16 protein-coding genes and 1 pseudogene are annotated in these 17,981 nt (G+C 51.6%); 10 read left to right on the top strand and 7 right to left on the bottom strand.

Translation table 11 applies throughout. From position 1 onward, the window contains the following. Window positions 1–8: 8 nt before the first annotated feature. Window positions 9–1,910 carry a hypothetical protein gene (locus BLQ17_RS14305; RefSeq protein WP_092224022.1) on the bottom strand — a complete coding sequence of 634 codons (1,902 nt, stop codon included), beginning with the start codon at window positions 1,908–1,910 and terminating at the stop codon, window positions 9–11. Window positions 1,911–2,248: 338 nt separating this feature from the next. On the opposite strand from BLQ17_RS14305, the gene tsaA reads away from it, so the two are divergent. From tsaA to BLQ17_RS14270, 7 genes are all read left to right on the top strand, one after another. Then, window positions 2,249–2,728, top strand: a complete 480-nt coding sequence (tsaA, locus tag BLQ17_RS14300) for a tRNA (N6-threonylcarbamoyladenosine(37)-N6)-methyltransferase TrmO (RefSeq protein ID WP_092224020.1) — start codon at window positions 2,249–2,251, stop codon at window positions 2,726–2,728. A gap of 99 nt (window positions 2,729–2,827) precedes the next feature. After that, window positions 2,828–3,019 (top strand): hypothetical protein, encoded by a 192-nt coding sequence (locus BLQ17_RS14295; RefSeq protein WP_092224018.1) that lies wholly within the window; start codon window positions 2,828–2,830, stop codon window positions 3,017–3,019. 47 nt (window positions 3,020–3,066) lie between these two features. After that, complete coding sequence (locus BLQ17_RS14290; RefSeq protein ID WP_092224016.1) at window positions 3,067–3,237, top strand: ankyrin; 171 nt, start codon at window positions 3,067–3,069, stop codon at window positions 3,235–3,237. 322 nt (window positions 3,238–3,559) lie between these two features. Then, complete coding sequence (locus BLQ17_RS14285) at window positions 3,560–4,273, top strand: type 1 glutamine amidotransferase (protein WP_092224014.1); 714 nt, start codon at window positions 3,560–3,562, stop codon at window positions 4,271–4,273. Window positions 4,274–4,472: 199 nt separating this feature from the next. After that, window positions 4,473–5,042, top strand: a complete 570-nt coding sequence (locus BLQ17_RS14280) for a DsbA family protein (protein WP_092224012.1) — start codon at window positions 4,473–4,475, stop codon at window positions 5,040–5,042. 38 nt (window positions 5,043–5,080) lie between these two features. Beyond that, on the top strand, window positions 5,081–5,536 hold the full coding sequence (locus tag BLQ17_RS14275) for a macro domain-containing protein (protein ID WP_092224010.1): 456 nt from the start codon (window positions 5,081–5,083) through the stop codon (window positions 5,534–5,536). 504 nt (window positions 5,537–6,040) lie between these two features. Continuing rightward, window positions 6,041–6,316, top strand: a complete 276-nt coding sequence (locus BLQ17_RS14270) for an Lrp/AsnC family transcriptional regulator (RefSeq protein ID WP_092224008.1) — start codon at window positions 6,041–6,043, stop codon at window positions 6,314–6,316. Between the two features lie 62 nt (window positions 6,317–6,378). Here the strand turns inward: BLQ17_RS14270 and BLQ17_RS14265 are convergent, their stop codons facing one another. Continuing rightward, window positions 6,379–6,954, bottom strand: a complete 576-nt coding sequence (locus BLQ17_RS14265; protein ID WP_092224006.1) for a response regulator transcription factor — start codon at window positions 6,952–6,954, stop codon at window positions 6,379–6,381. 234 nt (window positions 6,955–7,188) lie between these two features. Here BLQ17_RS14265 and nudC point away from each other — a divergent pair, with 234 nt between their 5' ends. Next, complete coding sequence (gene nudC / locus BLQ17_RS14260) at window positions 7,189–8,052, top strand: NAD(+) diphosphatase (protein WP_092224004.1); 864 nt, start codon at window positions 7,189–7,191, stop codon at window positions 8,050–8,052. Here the strand turns inward: nudC and BLQ17_RS14255 are convergent. From BLQ17_RS14255 to BLQ17_RS23540, 5 genes and pseudogenes are all read right to left on the bottom strand, one after another. After that, a complete protein-coding gene (locus BLQ17_RS14255) occupies window positions 8,049–9,359 on the bottom strand; it encodes a TolC family protein (RefSeq protein WP_092224002.1) in 1,311 nt (436 codons plus the stop codon). The two genes, nudC and BLQ17_RS14255, sit on opposite strands and share 4 nt — an antisense overlap. Next, window positions 9,346–12,459 (bottom strand): efflux RND transporter permease subunit, encoded by a 3,114-nt coding sequence (locus BLQ17_RS14250; RefSeq protein ID WP_092224000.1) that lies wholly within the window; start codon window positions 12,457–12,459, stop codon window positions 9,346–9,348. The genes BLQ17_RS14255 and BLQ17_RS14250 overlap by 14 nt, the downstream gene beginning before the upstream one ends. Beyond that, on the bottom strand, window positions 12,459–13,508 hold the full coding sequence (locus BLQ17_RS14245; protein WP_092223998.1) for an efflux RND transporter periplasmic adaptor subunit: 1,050 nt from the start codon (window positions 13,506–13,508) through the stop codon (window positions 12,459–12,461). The genes BLQ17_RS14250 and BLQ17_RS14245 overlap by 1 nt, the downstream gene beginning before the upstream one ends. Before the next feature lie 461 nt (window positions 13,509–13,969). After that, window positions 13,970–14,287, bottom strand: coding sequence for a carboxymuconolactone decarboxylase family protein (locus tag BLQ17_RS14240; RefSeq protein WP_092223996.1), 318 nt, complete (start codon window positions 14,285–14,287; stop codon window positions 13,970–13,972). Between the two features lie 289 nt (window positions 14,288–14,576). Then, window positions 14,577–15,156, bottom strand: a pseudogene (locus BLQ17_RS23540) (NAD(P)-binding protein); the annotation flags it as partial. Between the two features lie 432 nt (window positions 15,157–15,588). Between BLQ17_RS23540 and BLQ17_RS14230 the strand changes: the two are divergent. Both BLQ17_RS14230 and BLQ17_RS14225 read left to right on the top strand, forming a co-directional pair. Further along, on the top strand, window positions 15,589–16,605 hold the full coding sequence (locus tag BLQ17_RS14230; RefSeq protein WP_176761243.1) for an FAD:protein FMN transferase: 1,017 nt from the start codon (window positions 15,589–15,591) through the stop codon (window positions 16,603–16,605). 1 nt (window position 16,606) lies between these two features. Next, on the top strand, window positions 16,607–17,953 hold the full coding sequence (locus tag BLQ17_RS14225; protein WP_092223992.1) for a Na(+)-translocating NADH-quinone reductase subunit A: 1,347 nt from the start codon (window positions 16,607–16,609) through the stop codon (window positions 17,951–17,953). Window positions 17,954–17,981: the final 28 nt, after the last annotated feature.

The following is a 17,981-nucleotide window of genomic DNA, read 5'->3' as shown; positions in this document are numbered from 1 at the left end:
GATAACTGCTAGAAGACTATCTTGGGTAATTTTAAAAGTGCCTGGAAAATAAAGCCGTATCCCGCAAACAGGTACATCACCCCTGCGAGATAGAGCAGCAGAACCCGGTTCACGGCCCGATAGTTCCAGCCGTAATAGACACCAATCATGGTTACAATTGGAAACAGGTAGCGCCCCTGGGGCTGAAAGTCAACCGTCCAGGAATGATAAAGTGAAACCGCGACAAGGGCACAGGAAAGACCGATGGTGAACACCGTCATGACATTACCCAGGAGTCCTCCCCTTACCAGCACCGAGCCGATCAGGAGAAGAAGCATCGCGCTGCCGGTCCACCGGACCATGTCAAAAAACACCTGGGGACTTACCACGGTGAAATAACCGAAAACCCCGAAAGACGACTGCAGCGTCTGGGCGTCCCAATGATATTTCATGATCATATCCCTAAGACTTGTCCCCCGCTCCCTATTGTACAGGGAAGAATGCTGCATCTCCGGAGCAGCGCCGGGGTTGTACCACGGGGCTGCTGTCTGTTCCTGCATCACAGCCAGTTTTTCCTGGCGATCCGGTCCGTTGACATAATAGTCGGCACCATGGCGCAGGCCGAAAAGCGCCGCCCCGAGCAGGGTGATGACAACGAGTTTTTTTACCGCGCTTCTCCTGTCCCAGTAATACTGTTCGGCAAAAAACAATTTTACCCCGAGACCGAGATAGAAAAGGGCTATAAACGGGTAATAGTTTTTCTTGAGCAGAAACATGACGCCGAGCAGCAGCGGCAGCAGAACCACCCCCAGAATCGTTGCCCCCGCCCCCTCTTTCTTGAGATACCTGTGCAGCAAGCTGCCGGGGTCTACCAGCTGGCAACCGGCGAAGAACGTTATAAACAGCGCAAGCGCGTCCGAGCAGCAGTAACTGAACACATACCAGACCTGGGCCGAAAGCAGAAAAGGTATCCCCACCAGCCGGGCATAAACGTTGCGTATGCAGCAGATAACAATAAGCGCGAAGAGCAGTACGTTCAATATGCGGACGGAGAGGTACTGGGGAGCCCCCAACAGTTCGGCGACCTTGCCGATCTTGCCCGCAAGCAGGTAGTAAATCTCCGAATTGTTCAATCTTGAAACCCCGTAGGCGCTGTACGTATCCCTGATTTCGGGATCATCAACAGCCGGAGGCAGCCAGTGATCCATATAATATTTGGTTGCGGCCACATGAACATACTCGTCCGGATGCACGTTGTAGCGGCTGATGGACGCCATAACGGCGACAACAACCAGCACCCCGAAAAGAAGTACCGGAACCAGGCGGTAATCTTTCACAAGAGAACTCAAACCGTAGATTGCCAACAGCGCGATACCAGCCACCAGCGACAGCCGGATCAGCAGATTCTGCATATCCAGGGCAACGGGACGGGGAGGAATCACAAGCTCGAGCTGCGGGTCCTGGCCCGTTGCCTGCACCCGCAAGCCGTCGTCCTCAATCGCATAATTTCCAACCTGATGTACCGGAACCAATTGCTTCAACTCTTCCCCGTTCAGGACAACCGGAGCATACCCATCCTGCCTGATCACCAGTTTTTTCAACAGCACCTCACCGGGATACCGATGGGTATCAATCCGCAACCTCTCAACCTTGCCCAGGTCGGTTATTGTCATCGAATAGCCGGTTTTCTGCGGATGAACCCTGACACCTGCCATTTTTCTCTCGGAATAGTTTTCATTCGCCCCGGCCCAGTAGACCTGGAATGCGCTTGGCTGGGACACCTCAATGTCCACCTCTACACGACCCCTGTCAACGGCAAAAGTCATGTAGAGCGCGCAAGAAAAGAGACAGATCAAAACAAGAGTTACAATTCGCCAGAACATCGACTCCGGATAATGGGGACCGTCGAGTTTTTCATCATCAATACTCATGTACTTTTCCTTTCTCCTGCATGTTATAAAAATCAAGAGCCGGTCCAAAAGCGGACGAGCAGCTCAACCATAATACTAACACCCCGATAATTCAACAAAAAACAGCAACACCACAGTTGACGCGCTGTGACGAAGCAGAAGGTGACGGGCCCGAAACACCTTACCGCCTGATTTTCCTTAAGGTGACGGCGAGCCGAACCGCAATTGACCCTTGTCGCCAAATGGTTATAATTGATCCTGCAAGTCAACCGGCCTCCGGACCACCCGAAAAAGGGCCGGCGACAAAATCTCCGCAACCTGACCGAACACCGTCAAACCCACACCAGGAAAGGTAGATAATGATAGAGATTAAGCCGATAGGAGTCATCCACACCCCATACACCAAGTTGACGAACATGCCTATTCAGCCAAAAGGAGCAAAACAGGCAACAGGCACCGTCGAGGTTTCTCCCGAATATGCAGAAGGACTCGAAGACCTTGACGGATTCAGTCACATCTATCTACTGTACAGCTTTCACAAAGCAAAGAAAACAGCTCTCCGGGTAATCCCCTTTATGGACGAAAATTGGCGGGGGGTCTTTTCGACAAGATCGCCGTTGAGACCAAACCATATAGGGATGTCGGTGGTCGAGCTGGTCGGTGTGGATAAAACCCTAATCCTGGTCCGCGGCATTGATGTTCTCGACGGGACTCCTCTTCTTGACATCAAGCCTTACATCGCCGCGTTCGATGAAGTAAAACAGAGTCGTTCAGGCTGGATGACCAAATCTGCTGCTGAAGTTGAAAGTACGGTGTCAGATGATCGATTTATTAAGTAAAAATGGCCATACGGTTTTTTAAAAAAAGTTATCTATTGTGTTGACATATCTGCTTTTAACATACAATTTATAAGTAAGAGCATTTGGAGAGCAGACAAGATGAGTGAGACAGTCAATAAAACAAAACCGGATCCGCAGCGTGTAGCTGTGTTGCGATCGCTGCCGCTCGAAGTAAAAAAACAGATAAGTGGAGAGGAGGCAGAAGCCTTTATGTACAACCGAGTGCTACCGGATTCACTTCTTGAAAAACTGAAAGATTATCTTGAAGAAGACAAGGAAGATGAGAGCTGAATGGGTGTAGTACAACCCCACCCCCTCACCCAATAAAGGAGAAAGATATGTCTGAAGAAAATCGTCCACCATGCCCGACCTGCCAAGGAAAGAAGATCATCGAAGGTGTATGCGAGGTAAGTTCTGAATGGAGCGGCACCCAGGAAGATACTGACGATATGCAGTGCACCCCCGACCAGGTCTGCCCAACCTGCAAAGGCAAAGGCTACGAAGAATAGAGATTTTCACCGTCCGTTTGGCTCAACATCCACGGACGGTGAAGATCAGGTGGACGACTTCGTAAACGGAGTCGCAATTTTCTCCATCCCTGTTTACCGGCACGTTTGCTCGACTGTCTTTCTTAGCTAACGAAACCTTCTGGGCCTCCAGGTAATCATGAGTTTCTACGGACGGTCACGTTCGCCCGGACAATTTCGATCTTATCTGTCAACAGATATCAAAGCTCCTGCTCTTTCAGTTTTTTCATATTGTAAACGGCAACCTTCTTGCCTACGGCAAGACAGTTCATCATATAATAGCAGTATTTATCCGGAGAGAAGGATGCGAGTCCATATATTACAGCACGCCGCTTTTGAGGGGCTCGGCTGCATCGCCCCCTGGCTTGAAGAGACAAAATGTAAAGTCACAAAGACCAGCTTTTTTGAATCGACCAGTCTCCCCCCGCTGGACCGGATCGACCTGATCATCGTCCTGGGGGGTCCTATGAGCGTCAACGACGAAGAACATTTTCCCTGGTTCAGGACTGAAAAGCAATTTCTGAAAAATGCCATCGCTTCCCGTAAAGCCATTCTGGGAATCTGTCTTGGTGCACAGCTGCTTGCAAACTGCATGGGAGAACCGGTCTATCCCAACAGGAGAAAAGAGATCGGCTGGTTTCCGGTAAAGGCTTCAGGCGAAAAAAAACCGTTGCTTTACCGTTTTCCTCCACAGCTGGAAGCCTTTCACTGGCATGGAGACACCTTCGATCTTCCGGACAAAGCGATCCTGCTCGCGACTTCGGAGGCATGCGAAAACCAGGCTTTCCAGATAAGACCACTGGTCATCGGTCTTCAGTTTCATCTTGAGCTCACCCCGGAGTTGGTAAAGAAACTTATAAAAAACTGTCGGCAGGAACTCCTCCCCTCCCTTTTCGTACAGCCGGAAGAGGTGATGCTCGACCAAAGTCCTGAGAAATACCGAAGGGCCAATCGCGAAATGATCAACATACTGAATTATATGAAAAAGGGTATAGAGGAAAAATCGACACAACTTTAAGTCACCATTTCGTTTTTTATAGGCATTTCGATTTATAATCGTTATCTTTGTCTGGTACGCGTGGCCCACCCGTTCAGCGACAGATGCAGACACGACAGCGAAGCATACTACAACTCTTTAAAATCTTTAAAGATACAAGATGAGCCAAACTTTCAAACTTGAAATATTTTCGGATTACATCTGACCCTACTGCTACTTTATTACCGGGTGTATAGAAAAACTTGAACAGTCTTTTGATCTCAAAGCTACGTGGCGAGCCTTTCCTCTCCATCCTGATACACCGTCTGAGGGTCGGCTTCTGGAGGAGTTATTTAACACCACCCCGGAAAAGATCGGGCTGCTGGTCGCTGGTCTGCAGGCAACCGCAAAGAGCCTGGGCCTTCCTTTCGGAGAAAGAACTCGAAGCTACAACAGCAGACTGGTCCAGGAGCTAGGAATCTGGGCCGAAGACAAGGGCTGCGGCCACAAGTTCCACCTGAGTGCTTTTACTGCCTATTTCAGTGACGGACTGAATCTCGCCGACCGGGAAGTGGCCCTCAACATTGCAGTAAGAGCCGGCCTGCCGCAGACTGAGGCTGTTGAAATCATCACCGACAGGCTCTACCAAGAAAGAGTTGATCTGGATTGGGCCGAGGCAGCAGAAAGAACAGTTACGGCCGTCCCGACTTTCTTTTTTTCTGACCGCAGAGTGGTCGGTGCCCAAAGTTATGAGACATTGGCAAATCTCGCCAGGCTCTGCAAGGTACCGGAAAAATCAACATACAGATAAAACGTAACATAACAGGAAAACAGTTTTACAACACCACGATGAACACAATTGAAGGAGACCTCATCAAGCTCGCCCTTGATGGCACTTTTGATGTAATTGTCCACGGTTGCAACTGTTTCTGCTCCATGGGAGCGGGAATAGCATACGTTATACAGCAGGAGTTCCCGGAAGCGTACGCAGCCGACCTGGTCACCACCAAAGGAGACCGTACCAAACTTGGTGACTACAGTTACGCTACTGTGGAGCGTAACGAGCACCAGATAACCATAGTAAACGGCTACACCCAGTTTCATTATCAAGGGGAGTCGGTTCTGGTCGATTACGACGCGGTAGAGCTTCTCTTTTACAGAATCAAGAAAGATTTCAAGGGAAAACGCATCGGCTACCCGAAAATAGGGGCAGGACTCGCCGGCGGGGACTGGCAGAAAATCTCCGAGATTATCGACAGACAACTCTCAGGCGAGACACACACCCTGGTAATTTTCGACCGCTGACCATTTCCCATGTTCGGCGAATCACTGACTGATGCGCCGAACTGATCCACCGACTAAAGAACCGGCCGACAGGCTATCTCACGGTGGAACAAAATCCTTGTATCATGTAATTTTACCTGTAATCTAGAGACATTACAAGAATAATCACGGGTCGTCAGCACAGGACAAACAACCGCCCCGGCCCCGGAAACTGGCTCCAGGCTTTGCAAAACTCAACAGCCTGTTTATCAGCCCGCACCACTCTTTCGCACTCAGTCCTTCTTCCTCACTGCCACTGTCTTGTGAGATCGGCAGGTAAAACCTTGCGCCCGCCACCAATGCACCCGTGCCCGGAAAGCGGTGGTGCTACCCAGCCGACAACTTTATCCGAACAGTTGTTTACGGTGTGAAAAATCACCAATGAGTGGTACAAGAAAGGAACTGAAAATATCAGAAAACCTTCACAGCTCCTGTGCCGGGAAACGGATGGTTCCCATGCAGGCGCGCTTATTCAGGAGAATAGCAATGGTTACTTCAATCATCTTGATCAACGCTCAGAAAAGCAGGATAAACACAATCGCCGAACAGCTTCAATCGTTTCCGGAAATCTCGGAAGTCTATTCGGTCAGCGGCAAGCTTGACCTTATCGCAATAGTACGGGTGGCCACCAACGACGACCTGGCGCTTCTTGTGACAAAAAAGATGGTGGATATTGAAGGGATTGAAAAAACGGAAACCATGCTGGCATTCAAGGCCTACTCACGCCACGACCTTGAGTCTATGTTTTCGTTGGGAATGTAGCAGCAAAGAGCGGCCCCGGTCAAATAACCATTGGTCCGATTTGCTCACCGGGGTCCGGGGCGTCACCCAGAGCAATCCGGGCAGTCCCTTACTACGAAACGCTGCTCCTCATCGTCGCCGGCAATTTCATCCAGCCGGCGCCACCGCCCGTCGCAAGGATCAAACACCGACTGGCACCTTGCGCAGATCTCTACCCCCCGTTCCAGGGTTTCCAGCTGGTTCAGCGCGTCTTTGAGTTCGATTACCGATTCGGCAAGAGAAGCCTGGGTCCTGACCAGCCGCTCGGCGACGCGAACCCTGGCCAGCAGTTCACTTTCGTTGAAAGGTTTGGTCATGTAATCTTCCGCCCCGGCATCAAAACCCTGCAGAATGTCGGCATTGGAATCCCGGGCGGTAAGAAGGATGACATAGGGAGCGCTTTCGCTTTCCGTCTCCTTCAATCTTCGGCACACCTCCAGACCATCTAGCTCCGGCATCTCCCAGTCAAGAATCGCTATATTTGCACTGTCTGATTGTTGCAGTGCCTTGAGCGCCTGCTTGCCGTCAGCCACGGCTTCCACCCGATATCCCCAGTTTTCAAGACAAACCTGAACCATCATTCTGGTGGTAAATTCATCTTCTGCAATCAGTATCTTCACAATTGTTCACCAACCCGTTCCCGCAGTGCCCTCCGACTCCGCAGTGCCACATCCGGCATCTTTGCTGCCACTCCGGGCTTTGAACAACAGACCCTGGTGACCGACACTCATTATCCGTAACGATTTATCTCTTGAAGCCGCCTTGACTTTTTACCATCAGAATGTCAATACATCAACCAGTAATCAATGCCGGACAACACTCTGAACAAAACTCTGATACTACTTGTGTAACAGATGAAGAATAAAAATTCAAACACGATGAGCCGGTCTTGCGCCAGCTCGTCATGCCAAACTCTTTCGGGGAAAACCCCAGCAGACGACGGAACCCAAAAGTACTGGTTTATTTTTTGTGATAACAAAATACTCACCAGGGAATACCTGGACGGTTCGATCACCGTGGTCATGTCAAACCCGGCGGATCTCGGACTGGCGGTCAACTACCAGAGATCTTTTGGTCATTTTCAGCACGCCAGATGTTATCTCGCTGAAGTGACCATTGTCAAAGAGCTTGGGAACGATATGTCTTTTCGGGGGATGAGGTCTGTTTTCGAGCGCGTCGACAGCGAGCTGTTCAAACTGGTCGGCCGCGCATTCCAGCTGCTGCACCACTACCAAAACAACATCTATTGTCCCAGGTGCGGGAACAGGATGAGTGCAAAAGATGCAGAACATGCCATGGTCTGCAGCGGTTGCGGTTTCACCAGTTTCCCGCAGATCTCTCCCGCCGTTATCATGGCGGTAACCAGAGGCGACAAGATTCTTCTGGGCAGGGCATCCAGGTTTCGCTCAGGAATGTATTCAACCCTCGCCGGTTTTGTTGAACCGGGAGAGACTCTTGAGGAGACCGTAGCCAGAGAGGTTTTTGAAGAAACCGGCATCAAAGTCGGCGAGATAACCTATTTCGGCAGCCAGCCCTGGCCCTTCCCCCACAGCCTGATGGTCGGTTTTACCGCAGTTTACCGGGAAGGGTCGATCACCATCGACGAGAATGAACTGGAAGACGCCAGGTGGTTTTCCGCAGACAATCTCCCCCCTCTGCCTTCGGAGGGGACGATTGCAAGAGCGCTGATCGAGAATTTTCGAAAGCAATGGCGTTAAAACCCGTCTATCATCCGGGTCAGTTTGAAGTCGTTGAGATAAAGCGCCCGAATGACGGCAACATAGTTGTATTTGGCCCGTGACAGGCTGGTGATGGCGTCCAGCAGGTCCGATTCGCGCTGCAGCCCCTCTTCATACTTCAGCTGGGTGATCCTGAGATTTTCCTGCGCCTGTTCGATGGAGCGATTGGCCACCTCAACGTTTTCAAGGCTTACCTGCAGATCGATATAGAGATTGTCGAGCTCGGTCGACAAGCTTCTTTTCAGTTCATCGAGTTCATAACTGGCCGCCCTCGTTTCGAGCTTGGCCCTGGCAACCGTCGCCTCCGTCGCATGGCCTCGGAAAAGATTAAGAGAGAAAACGACCTGCGCCCGAATCTCTTCGCCGTCGCTGCCGATGGCGCTGAAATCGGTATTGGACAAGAGATCGGCGGTATTGCCGGAATCGCCGATATCGCCCCTGCCGTTGATCAGGTGATTATCATACCGCTGGTAGCTGCCGACCGCATCAACCCGCGGATAGTAATCTCCCCGGGCCGCTTCTGCCTGCAGCGCGGCAGCCTCGACCAGTTTTTCAAGCGCCTTGATTTCACTGCGGCACGCCAGCATTTTCTCACGATACTGCTCTTTACCGTCCAGGGAAGGGATCTGGGAAAACTCCTGGAACCCGAGTTCGAAAAAATCAATCGTGTTCCCCACCTGCCGCGACAGATTGTTTATCGACTTTTTCAACCCGGCATCGGCAGCTTTCAGCGTGATGTCGGCGTTATCGTAATCGACCCGGAACTTGAGCAGTTCATTCTTGCCAATGAGGCCCACCTCATACCTGCTTTCGCCGTCCCTGTACACTTTTTCCAGGGTCTCAAATGCCGATTCAGCGACCTTTTTATTGGCCAGACGTTCATAGACATCCAGATATGCCAGCGCCACCGCAAGCTGGATATCCTGTCTGAGGCTTTCAAGCCTCAGATCCTCCACAACGCTTAACAGCCCGGCCGAGTCAATGGTATATTTGTCACGTAAGCCGGCGAACAGGTTATAGCTCACACTGCCAAAGACCACTGAATTTTCTCGGTCTTCAACAAAACTTGCTTCATCAAGATGGTTCATCGTATACCCGAGGTCCACAGAAGGATAATAGGCGGCCCTGGCCACGACCAGATCTTTTTTACTCTGTTCAAGCCGGGTTTCAAACTGCCTCACCACCTGCCTGCTGCCAAGGGCCATGTCCTGCATTTCCTGCAGTTCCAAGGCGTTTGCTCCTGACACGGTAACGAGTAAGATTATTAACATATTAATGCATTTCATTTGATCGACTCCTTTCAAAACGAATGACAAAAGCGAGCAGGGCCGGAATTACGAACAGAGTGAACATTGTTGACACTGCAAGTCCGCCCAGAAGAATACTGCCAAGCCCCCGATACAGCTCACTGCCCGATCCGGTCGAAACAACCAGGGGGCTCATGGCCAGGACACTGGTTGTGGCGCTCATAAAAATCGGCCTGATCCTGGTTCTGACCGATTCCGCAATGGAGTCCATACCGGACAGGCCATTATATCGTACATTGTTGAGGGACTGATGAACGATAAGAATAGCATTGTTCACAACCGTCCCGATAAGAATTATAAATCCGAGCATTGCAAGCACGTCGAACCCCTGGCGGGCAATGAAGGAATTTACCGTGAGCAGCCCGGCAAATCCGCCGGCCGCCGCCAACGGCACGGTAAAAAGGATAATAAGCGGATAGAAGAAATTTTCAAACAGAGCGGACAGCAGCAGGTAGGTTATCAGCAGGGCCAGGACCAGATTCCATTTAAGCGACTCTCCTGTCTGCACCAGCTTGTCGGCGTTGCCGCCGATGGCAACCTCCACCCCTTCCAGGTTGCCGGAACTTTCTGCCGGCGCCACAATCCCGGATTCAACAATTTCCATTGCCGACTGCAACGGCAGGGTCTTGGGAGGAGTAACCTGCAGGGTAATGGTACGCTTGCGTTCCAGGTGGTTTACCTGGGGCATACTCTGCGAGTATTTCAGGTCCGCAACCTCTCCGAGTGTGATCAGGTCGCCGTAGCTGTTGACGATGGTGGCCCCGAGAATATCTTCTGGACTGTCGAATTCCGTGTTGCTCCCCTTGACGACCAGGTCGATTTCTTTCATCCCGGCGGGACTGTAATCGTCAACTCGCCGACCATCCATCAGGATATCCACATAAATTCCGAGATCGCGCTCGGTGAGTCCGTTGGCGGCAAGTCTTGCCTTATCGGGAATTACCAGAATCTCGGGATAGCTTGTCTCAAGGGACGGAACCGGACGCACCTGGGCTCCCTTGATTTTTTGTTGAATCGTACCGTAAAGTCTCGTCGCGGCACCGGCGATCTTGTCAATATCCTGACCGGAAATATTCACCTCCACAGTACGGCCCTCACCAAGCCCCTGTTCAAAGATCCCGGCCTGAAGGCTCACCCCGAACACTCCGGGAATCCCCCCCATGATCCGCATAAAAAGTGGAATCAGTTCGGCCGCCCGGGTTTCAGCGGTTGAAAGTGCGCCAAAAAGAGTGAAGCGGTCCGCCCCGACGAAAAACATCTGTTTAATCCCGGGCAGTCCGTCTCTGTTTTCAGCGGTGAAATACGGTTTGACCTGTTGATAGATATCTCCACCGATCTCCTTGTATTTTTCAACGGAATATCCCGGAGGCGGAAGCAGGATATTGATCACCAGGTTCCTGTTGCCCTGAGGCAGGTACTCGGCTGGAGGTTTCAAAGCAACGATAACCACCACCGACGCTACGGTGAAAAGTAAGACCGTAGCCAGCCTGGTTATGGTGTTTTTTTGGCAAAACCGGGAAATCGTCATGATCAGATCTGCCAGGAAAGGTCCGACAACAGATCGCTGAAACCGGTTTTTTTCGCCACCGCCGACACTTCTATATAACTGATTGATAAGCGTCGGGATGACTGATACCGAGACCACAAAGCTTATGATGATTGAAAAGGTAATGGCGATGGCAATATCCCTGAAGAGCTGTCCCGCCTCTTCCTTCATGAAGATTACGGGCAGAAAAACCGCAACGGTGGTTGCGGTGGAGGCAAATACCGCCCCCCACACTTCCTTCGCCCCGTCCAGGGCCGCAGCATACGCCTTTTTCCCCAGTTTCAGGTGGCGGTCGATATTTTCCAGAACAACGATTGAGTTATCAACGAGCATTCCCACCGCAAAGGAAATCCCCGCCAGGCTGACCACATTGATATTGCGTCCCCCGAGCCAGAGGAAAATAAAGGTCCCGATAACGGAAATCGGGATGGCGACCGCGGTGGTGAAGGTTGTCCGTACCGAGCGCAGAAACAGCAGCAACACCATGATCGCAAGGATCGCTCCCACGAGAACATTTTTCTTCACCAGGCCGATTGCGGTCTCTATATAGCCCCGCTGGTCGTAAACAATCTCCATGGACAGCCCCCGGTCGACCAGTATGGAGCCGTTGAGTCTGTTGACCTCCGCCTCGACCCTGTCGGTCATTTCAAGGACATTGGCACCGGTCTCCTTCCGCAACCCGACAACCAGGATCTGTTCTCCGTTATGCAGCACCGCGGCGGTCTCTTTCGCGTAACCTTCTTCAATACCGGCTATATCCCGAAGCACCACCTTCTTCAGGCCATCGTCGTAGACGACCACATCGAGAACATCATCCGGACTCTGAAACTGGCCTACGGTGCGTATCCTGTAATTCTTCCTGCCAATCCCCATAACGCCTGCCGAAGTGGTGCTGTTGGACTCTGTCACCGCGTTGCGGAGCTGATTTATGGTGATCTTGTTCTGCGCCATTTTCTCCATGTCGAGAACGACATGGAGTTCATTTTCGGTACCACCGAAAATAAACAGCGATCCCACCCCTTTTATCCGCTCAAACCGCTGACGGATATCCTCTTCGAAAAAGGTCATGTAGTGGGTGATATTTTCGTTATTGCCCGGAAGTGTTTTTACCACCATCCAGACGATTGGGGAGTTATTGGCCCCGGCGGCTTCGATCACCGGCTTGTCAGCGTTGTCTGGATAATCAGACACCTCGTCGAGCTTGTTGGAGACCCTCAGCAGAGCATCCTCAACCACGGTATTCAGTTCAAAGGAAAGAGTTACCTCGCCGAAGCTGTTGTAGCTGGAACTCTCCATTTTTGTCAGCCCCTGCAATCCCTTGAGCGCTTCTTCCTGCCTGTCTACGATCTCTTTTTCCACCTCAAACGGAGTCGCCCCTCGCCAGGTGGTCTGGACGGTTATCTTGGGTGTCTCCACATCAGGTGTAAGCTGGATCGGCAATCTGTTGAGCCCGATCAGGCCGAAGGTGACCAGCAGCACCACGCAGACAGCCACCGTAACCGGCTTTTCCAGTGAATATCCCACGATATCCATCAATTCTCTCCAGCGACGACAACCTGCTGGTCCGGACGCAGCCTTTCATTGCCTTCAACAACCAGCAACATTCCCGGCTGTATGCCAGGACTATCGACACCAACCATATCCCCGAGATAGGCAACAATATTCACCGGTATAATAACCGCCTTGTTTTCCCTGACCGTGTAGACAAAATCCTTTCCCTTTGATTGGACTACCGCCGCCCGGCTGAAAATGCTCAGCTGGCGACGCTCGCTATTCGGCACAAATACCTTTACCGACATATTTTCGGCAATCCGCGCCACCGGCGAAATCCTGATCTTGAGAAAGATGTTTTTTGTTTTCAGGTCCGCCACGGGATCGATACCCGTGACGACCCCTTCCAGTTCCCTGCCGTATGCATTCAGAACCACCCGGACACTCTGTCCCGCAGCTACAAACCGCAACAGATCCTCGGCAATCGGCGCTTTCACGAACAGGTCGCTGGACGAACCGATCGTCACCAGCACTTTGCCCGGCTGCACCCAGCCGCCCGCATCCACTTCCTTGCCCAGAACCACTCCGGCAAACGGTGCCTGAATAAGCGACCGGCGCCTGGTGATCAACAGTTTTTCCAGGTTGTCCTCTGCGGCCTGCTTTTCCTTGCGGGCATCGTTATAACCATAAGCTGCGTCATCAAAATCTTTTTCACTTACTCCCGAGCTGTCATACAGTCTCTCTATCCGCCGGTAATTTTTTCCGGCGTTGTCGATCTTCAGCTCGATCCGCTCGATTTTGGTCCTGCTCTGTTCAATCTCCTTTTCAAGGATTTCGGTGTTAAGCCGCACCAGCAGATCTCCCTGTTCGACATGATCCCCCTGCCTGACCATTATCTCTTCAACAAGTCCGCTGACCTCGGAGGAGATATCACTCACCCTCTCGTAATACAGTACTCCCGTGACCAGCAGGGTTGACGAGACATCCTGCTGCATCACCTGGCCCATCACTACCCTGGCGGGCGGTCCCTGCTGGGCCGGGGCCGAACCGATAAACAACAACACGCCAATTACTGTCAGTAGGATCCTCACTGGGTCAAGTCTCCTTTTTCATGAAAACAAGTTCAATTTCGCATTCTTCAGGTGTACAGTTGTACGGTCCGATCTGGTACGGTCAAGAACAGTATGGCACAAGTGGTTATGGGGTTACCTCGGCAGCAGTAAAAGCCCCCGCCTTCAATCAGGTGAAAACAGAAAAAGCGAACAATCAGAGACGACGCGACAAGATTTGGCCCCACTGCCCCTGTGCCGACCGCACGTTGGCACACAGCATACACAGACGCCTTTGGTGCTGCCGGCTGCGACCGACAACAGTTTGTGTAGGTAACGCGCACTTCAGCCGGAATCCGCACTACAAAAGAGCGGGCCGCTCAAGGTAAAAGAATCCAGCCGCGCGTAAGAGTTTGGGCGATCAACTGAGAAGCGACAAAACCCAGAACAGATCCCAATACATTACACAGGACAACAATACCAGTAATCCGAGCCTGAGACCGTTACTCATTTTCCACCTCCAAAATATCGCGACACCACGACAGTGCGGCCATTGCCTGGGGAAACCCGACAGTTGAAATCAGCAACAGCAGCGCATGAGTTATCTCCTCTCCTGTTGCTCCGGCCTTTAGGGCCCGCTTGGTATGGGAATGAACAGAACCTTCTGATTTTACAGCAGCTGCCGCTGCAAGCTGGATTAAATGGCTGGTTTTTTCATCGAGGGGACCGGCGCCTCTGACTGTTGAGCCCAGGTTTTCAACCGCTTCGATAAGCTCAGGATAGCTTTTGGAAATTTTATCGTAAATTCTGTCTCTTGCCATAACATGCCCCCCTGGGAATTAAAGTAAAGAACCCGCAGTTTTTAAGAAGAATTGTTTTCTTGGTCGTGAGAAACCGTATAATACTCTAAAAACGGCAATAATCCTACCCATGGATATGCAGACTACCCATCCTCCGGCTGTCTGGCCCCTTCCCTGCAAAAACGCAGGATGTACAACAATCAATCCCTGAAAAGAATAATTTTTCTTGCATAAAAATTCCACAGGAAAACTATGCCGACAGCAACAATCTTGGAAATTTTGCCGTCCATCCCGAACTGCTCCGTCAGGACACCCCCCATGCCTTCTCTGTATAATCCCTGAAAAAGGTTGAATAGAGCTCATTACCGAAACGATTTACGAGAAAATCTTCAAGATTTTTCTCGTTTTTTAGGGGCTTGCATTTGATACATGCATAGGTCCACCCTATCTTGGCGATCCTTGCAAAACCTAAGTTTTTAAACGTATTCCATTTCAGGGAGATCGGATAATCAAAGAAAGACCGAAGAAGGAAGATACGCGACAGTCTGCTGCGAACCAGCATAACCTTGTCGGCCATTCCGGATCAGCTCCGATATTTCCTGGAGCTACTGGAACTTTTCGTCCGAGCAGCCGGTCATCTATTGCCGGTTTTTCCTGCAGAGGCATTATCTGCTGCTACCACTCCATAACCCTTGTCGATTTGGGAAAAAACGATGACCTCCGATATCTATGCGGTTGCCTTTATAATTGACAGTCTTGGAAATACCTCCGATATCAGGTGACATCTCAAAAATTATCGGTTTGATATCGGTATGCTTTAAAAATTCGTAGGCTGCTGTAAGTCCCGCTGGTCCGGTTCCGATAATGAGGGCTTTCTTATAATTCTTCATATTCTTTCAATAAAGAAGGACAGCTGGTCGCAATATCAGATATTTCTACCACAGTATCTTCTTCAACCCGGCTGCCAGTTAATCTTCTGCAATCCAACCTAGCGCAAAGACCTTTAAAAACTCAAACACTTTTCTTCACTCCCCGAATGGACCTAGGTAACATGCTGGAATAATAAAGACAAACTTCACTGTCTCGTTTAAAACGTAGCCCCATTCCAGCATGTACTCAGTGCCAACCTTCCGCGCCAGCGGAGGTTGGGCTACCGCAACCGTACTCGGCGGCTCGACTCGAACCCTCCAGACACCGATATGACTTGGCCATTTTTATGCTCCTGCCTGTTTACATTTGCTCTGAAAAATGGTTCTGTTTATAATAATTATTAGCAATTTCACTCGATAATGTGCGTTTTCACAATAACAACAGGCGAGACGATGGCAGAAAATAACACAACAAAAAACGTAAACCGCCGCACTTTTTTCAGAATTATCGGTGTCGCCGGAGCTTCTGCAGTCTGCTGGAAAATGGGCCTTTTCAGTAATCAAGCCACGCTGCACAGGGTCAGCCGCAGCCAACCCCTTATGGGAACCGTACTCAACCTTACGCTCTACGGCCCCGACAGGGAACAGTGTGAAGAAGCACTCAGCCGCACGGCAGCCACCATGCAAAGCCTGGAAGCCAGGTTCAGCAGGCACATAAAAACCAGCGAACTGGCCCAGCTCAACCGTCATGGCCTGCTCCACTCGCCCACCGAAGATCTCAAAAAAGTGCTGCAAATGGCCACCGATCTCTCGATCAAAAGCTCCGGGGCATTCGACGTAACCATGCTTCCCCTGCTGCAACTGAGGGAGCAGGGAGCAGGATTACAGAGTCCGGACCGGGATAAATACAACCGCCTGATCGGGTTTGACAAGGTGCATATCGGCTCCGACGTGATCAGGCTTGACCATGACAAAATGGCCGTCACCCTTGATGGCATTGGCAAGGGGTATATCGTGGACCGGGGAGTGGAGAGCCTGAAACGGTCGGGGTTTGCAAACGTCTACGTGGAAGCGGGGGGGGACCTTATGGTAACCGGACTCAAGCAAGACAAAGCCCCCTGGCGGATCGGCATCCAGAACCCCAGGCCGCAGAACCATAAGGGCAAACTCATGACCGTCATAGAGGTGAGCGACAAGGCGGTGGCGACCTCCGGCGATTATATGCAGGCTTTTGCGACGGACTTCACCCAACACCACATCATCGATCCGCGCAGCTGGTCTTCGCCCCCTGAGCTCGCAAGCGTCACCGTCACCGCGCCGACCGTCGCCCTTGCCGACGGTCTGTCGACGGCGGTCATGGTCCTGGGTCCCGATCTGGGAAAAGAACTTATCGAACAGAGCGACGGGTGCGAGGCCTACATGGTCGGCAAGGACCTCAAAGAATATACCACTACGGGTTTTTTCAGCTGACATGAAAACTATACAGCTCAAGAAGGGATTAAACATCCCCATTTCCGGAGCTCCTTCCGGGGAAATACGAGAAGGCAACAAGATCGCCCATGTCGCCCTTTTGGGTGAGGACTATATCGGCATGAAACCCACCATGCTCGTCAGGGAGGGGGAAAGGGTCCGATCCGGGCAGGAGATCTTCACCGACAAGAAGAATGAAGGTGTTGTTTTTACCGCTCCCGGTTGTGGCTATGTCACTGCCATAAACAGAGGGGAAAAACGCAAATTCGAGTCGATCGTCATCCGTCTGGACGGAGCAGAGTCCGTCTCGTTCTACGAACCGGTCGAGGCGCCGTGGCAACTCGATGAGACAACCGTGCGGCAGATACTCATCCGTTCCGGACTGTGGACGACCATTCGCACCAGACCCTACGGCAAGGTTCCTGCCACTGGGAAAAATCCGAACTCCCTTTTCATCACGGCGATAAACTCCTCTCCTCTGGCACCCGATCCGTCGGTTATTATCAACCAATACCCCGACTACTACCAAACAGGACTGCGGGTTCTAAGAAAACTGGTGAACTGCCCCATTCATTACTGCACCGGCAACAAGGACCTGGCGCCCCATGAACAAGTGGACGGGATCGACTACTGGTCCTTCCAGGGACCGCACCCTTGCGGGTTGCCGTCAACCCATATTCACTTCATCGACCCGGTGAGTGAAACCAAGACGGCGTGGCACATAGGGTACCAGGATGTCATCTGCATCGGCCACCTGTTTGCCACCGGTGAACTGATGACTGAGAGAATAGTCGGTATCGGCGGCGGCGGAGCGCTCAACCCGTCGCTTGTCAAAACCAGAATCGGCGCATCTTTGGGTGAGCTCTTGCGGAGGGAGCTTTCCCTTGAGGGGCTGCGGATCATTTCAGGATCAGTTCTCAGCGGGCGGGAGTCCGTTCCCGACCGGAACTTTCTCGGTCGCTTCCACGATCAGGTATCGGTCATCGAAGATTCTTCCGGCAGGTCCTTTTTCAACTGGCTGCTGCCGGGGAAAAAGAGATTTTCCATACGCCCGGTGTTTGCCTCGGCCTATACCAAGAATCTCTCGCTTCCCATGAACACTGCCCTCTGGGGCGGCAGGAGGGCAATCTATCCACTGGGCACCTATGAGGAGGTCATGCCGCTTGATATTCTCACAACCTTCCTGCTCAAGGCCATTGCGGTCTGTGACACCGAAAAGTCCAAGGCGCTCGGCTGCCTGGAACTGATCGAGGAAGACCTGAGCCTCTGCGGCTATGTCTGCCCCGGGAAAAATGAATTCGGTCCAGATCTGCGTACCGTGCTGAACGCCATCGAGAGAGGAGACTGAGGTAAAATGCTTGCTAAAACATATTCCT

Origin of the sequence: Desulforhopalus singaporensis (assembly GCF_900104445.1) — a bacterium.
Classification (GTDB): domain Bacteria; phylum Desulfobacterota; class Desulfobulbia; order Desulfobulbales; family Desulfocapsaceae; genus Desulforhopalus_A; species Desulforhopalus_A singaporensis.
Note: the sequence above shows the minus strand (reverse complement) of the source record. Positions and strands in the feature narration are given on the sequence as shown.

Excerpts from the sequence above, each read along its gene's own strand:
- BLQ17_RS14305 (WP_092224022.1), bottom strand. The coding sequence starts at position 1,910 with ATGAGTATTGATGATGAAAAACTCGACGGTCCCCATTATCCGGAGTCG.
- tsaA (WP_092224020.1), top strand. The coding sequence starts at position 2,249 with ATGATAGAGATTAAGCCGATAGGAGTCATCCACACCCCATACACCAAG.
- BLQ17_RS14295 (WP_092224018.1), top strand. The coding sequence starts at position 2,828 with ATGAGTGAGACAGTCAATAAAACAAAACCGGATCCGCAGCGTGTAGCT.
- BLQ17_RS14290 (WP_092224016.1), top strand. The coding sequence starts at position 3,067 with ATGTCTGAAGAAAATCGTCCACCATGCCCGACCTGCCAAGGAAAGAAG.
- BLQ17_RS14285 (WP_092224014.1), top strand. The coding sequence starts at position 3,560 with ATGCGAGTCCATATATTACAGCACGCCGCTTTTGAGGGGCTCGGCTGC.
- BLQ17_RS14275 (WP_092224010.1), top strand. The coding sequence starts at position 5,081 with ATGAACACAATTGAAGGAGACCTCATCAAGCTCGCCCTTGATGGCACT.
- BLQ17_RS14270 (WP_092224008.1), top strand. The coding sequence starts at position 6,041 with ATGGTTACTTCAATCATCTTGATCAACGCTCAGAAAAGCAGGATAAAC.
- nudC (WP_092224004.1), top strand. The coding sequence starts at position 7,189 with ATGAAGAATAAAAATTCAAACACGATGAGCCGGTCTTGCGCCAGCTCG.
- BLQ17_RS14255 (WP_092224002.1), bottom strand. The coding sequence starts at position 9,359 with ATGAAATGCATTAATATGTTAATAATCTTACTCGTTACCGTGTCAGGA.
- BLQ17_RS14250 (WP_092224000.1), bottom strand. The coding sequence starts at position 12,459 with ATGGATATCGTGGGATATTCACTGGAAAAGCCGGTTACGGTGGCTGTC.
- BLQ17_RS14240 (WP_092223996.1), bottom strand. The coding sequence starts at position 14,287 with ATGGCAAGAGACAGAATTTACGATAAAATTTCCAAAAGCTATCCTGAG.
- BLQ17_RS14230 (WP_176761243.1), top strand. The coding sequence starts at position 15,589 with ATGGCAGAAAATAACACAACAAAAAACGTAAACCGCCGCACTTTTTTC.
- BLQ17_RS14225 (WP_092223992.1), top strand. The coding sequence starts at position 16,607 with ATGAAAACTATACAGCTCAAGAAGGGATTAAACATCCCCATTTCCGGA.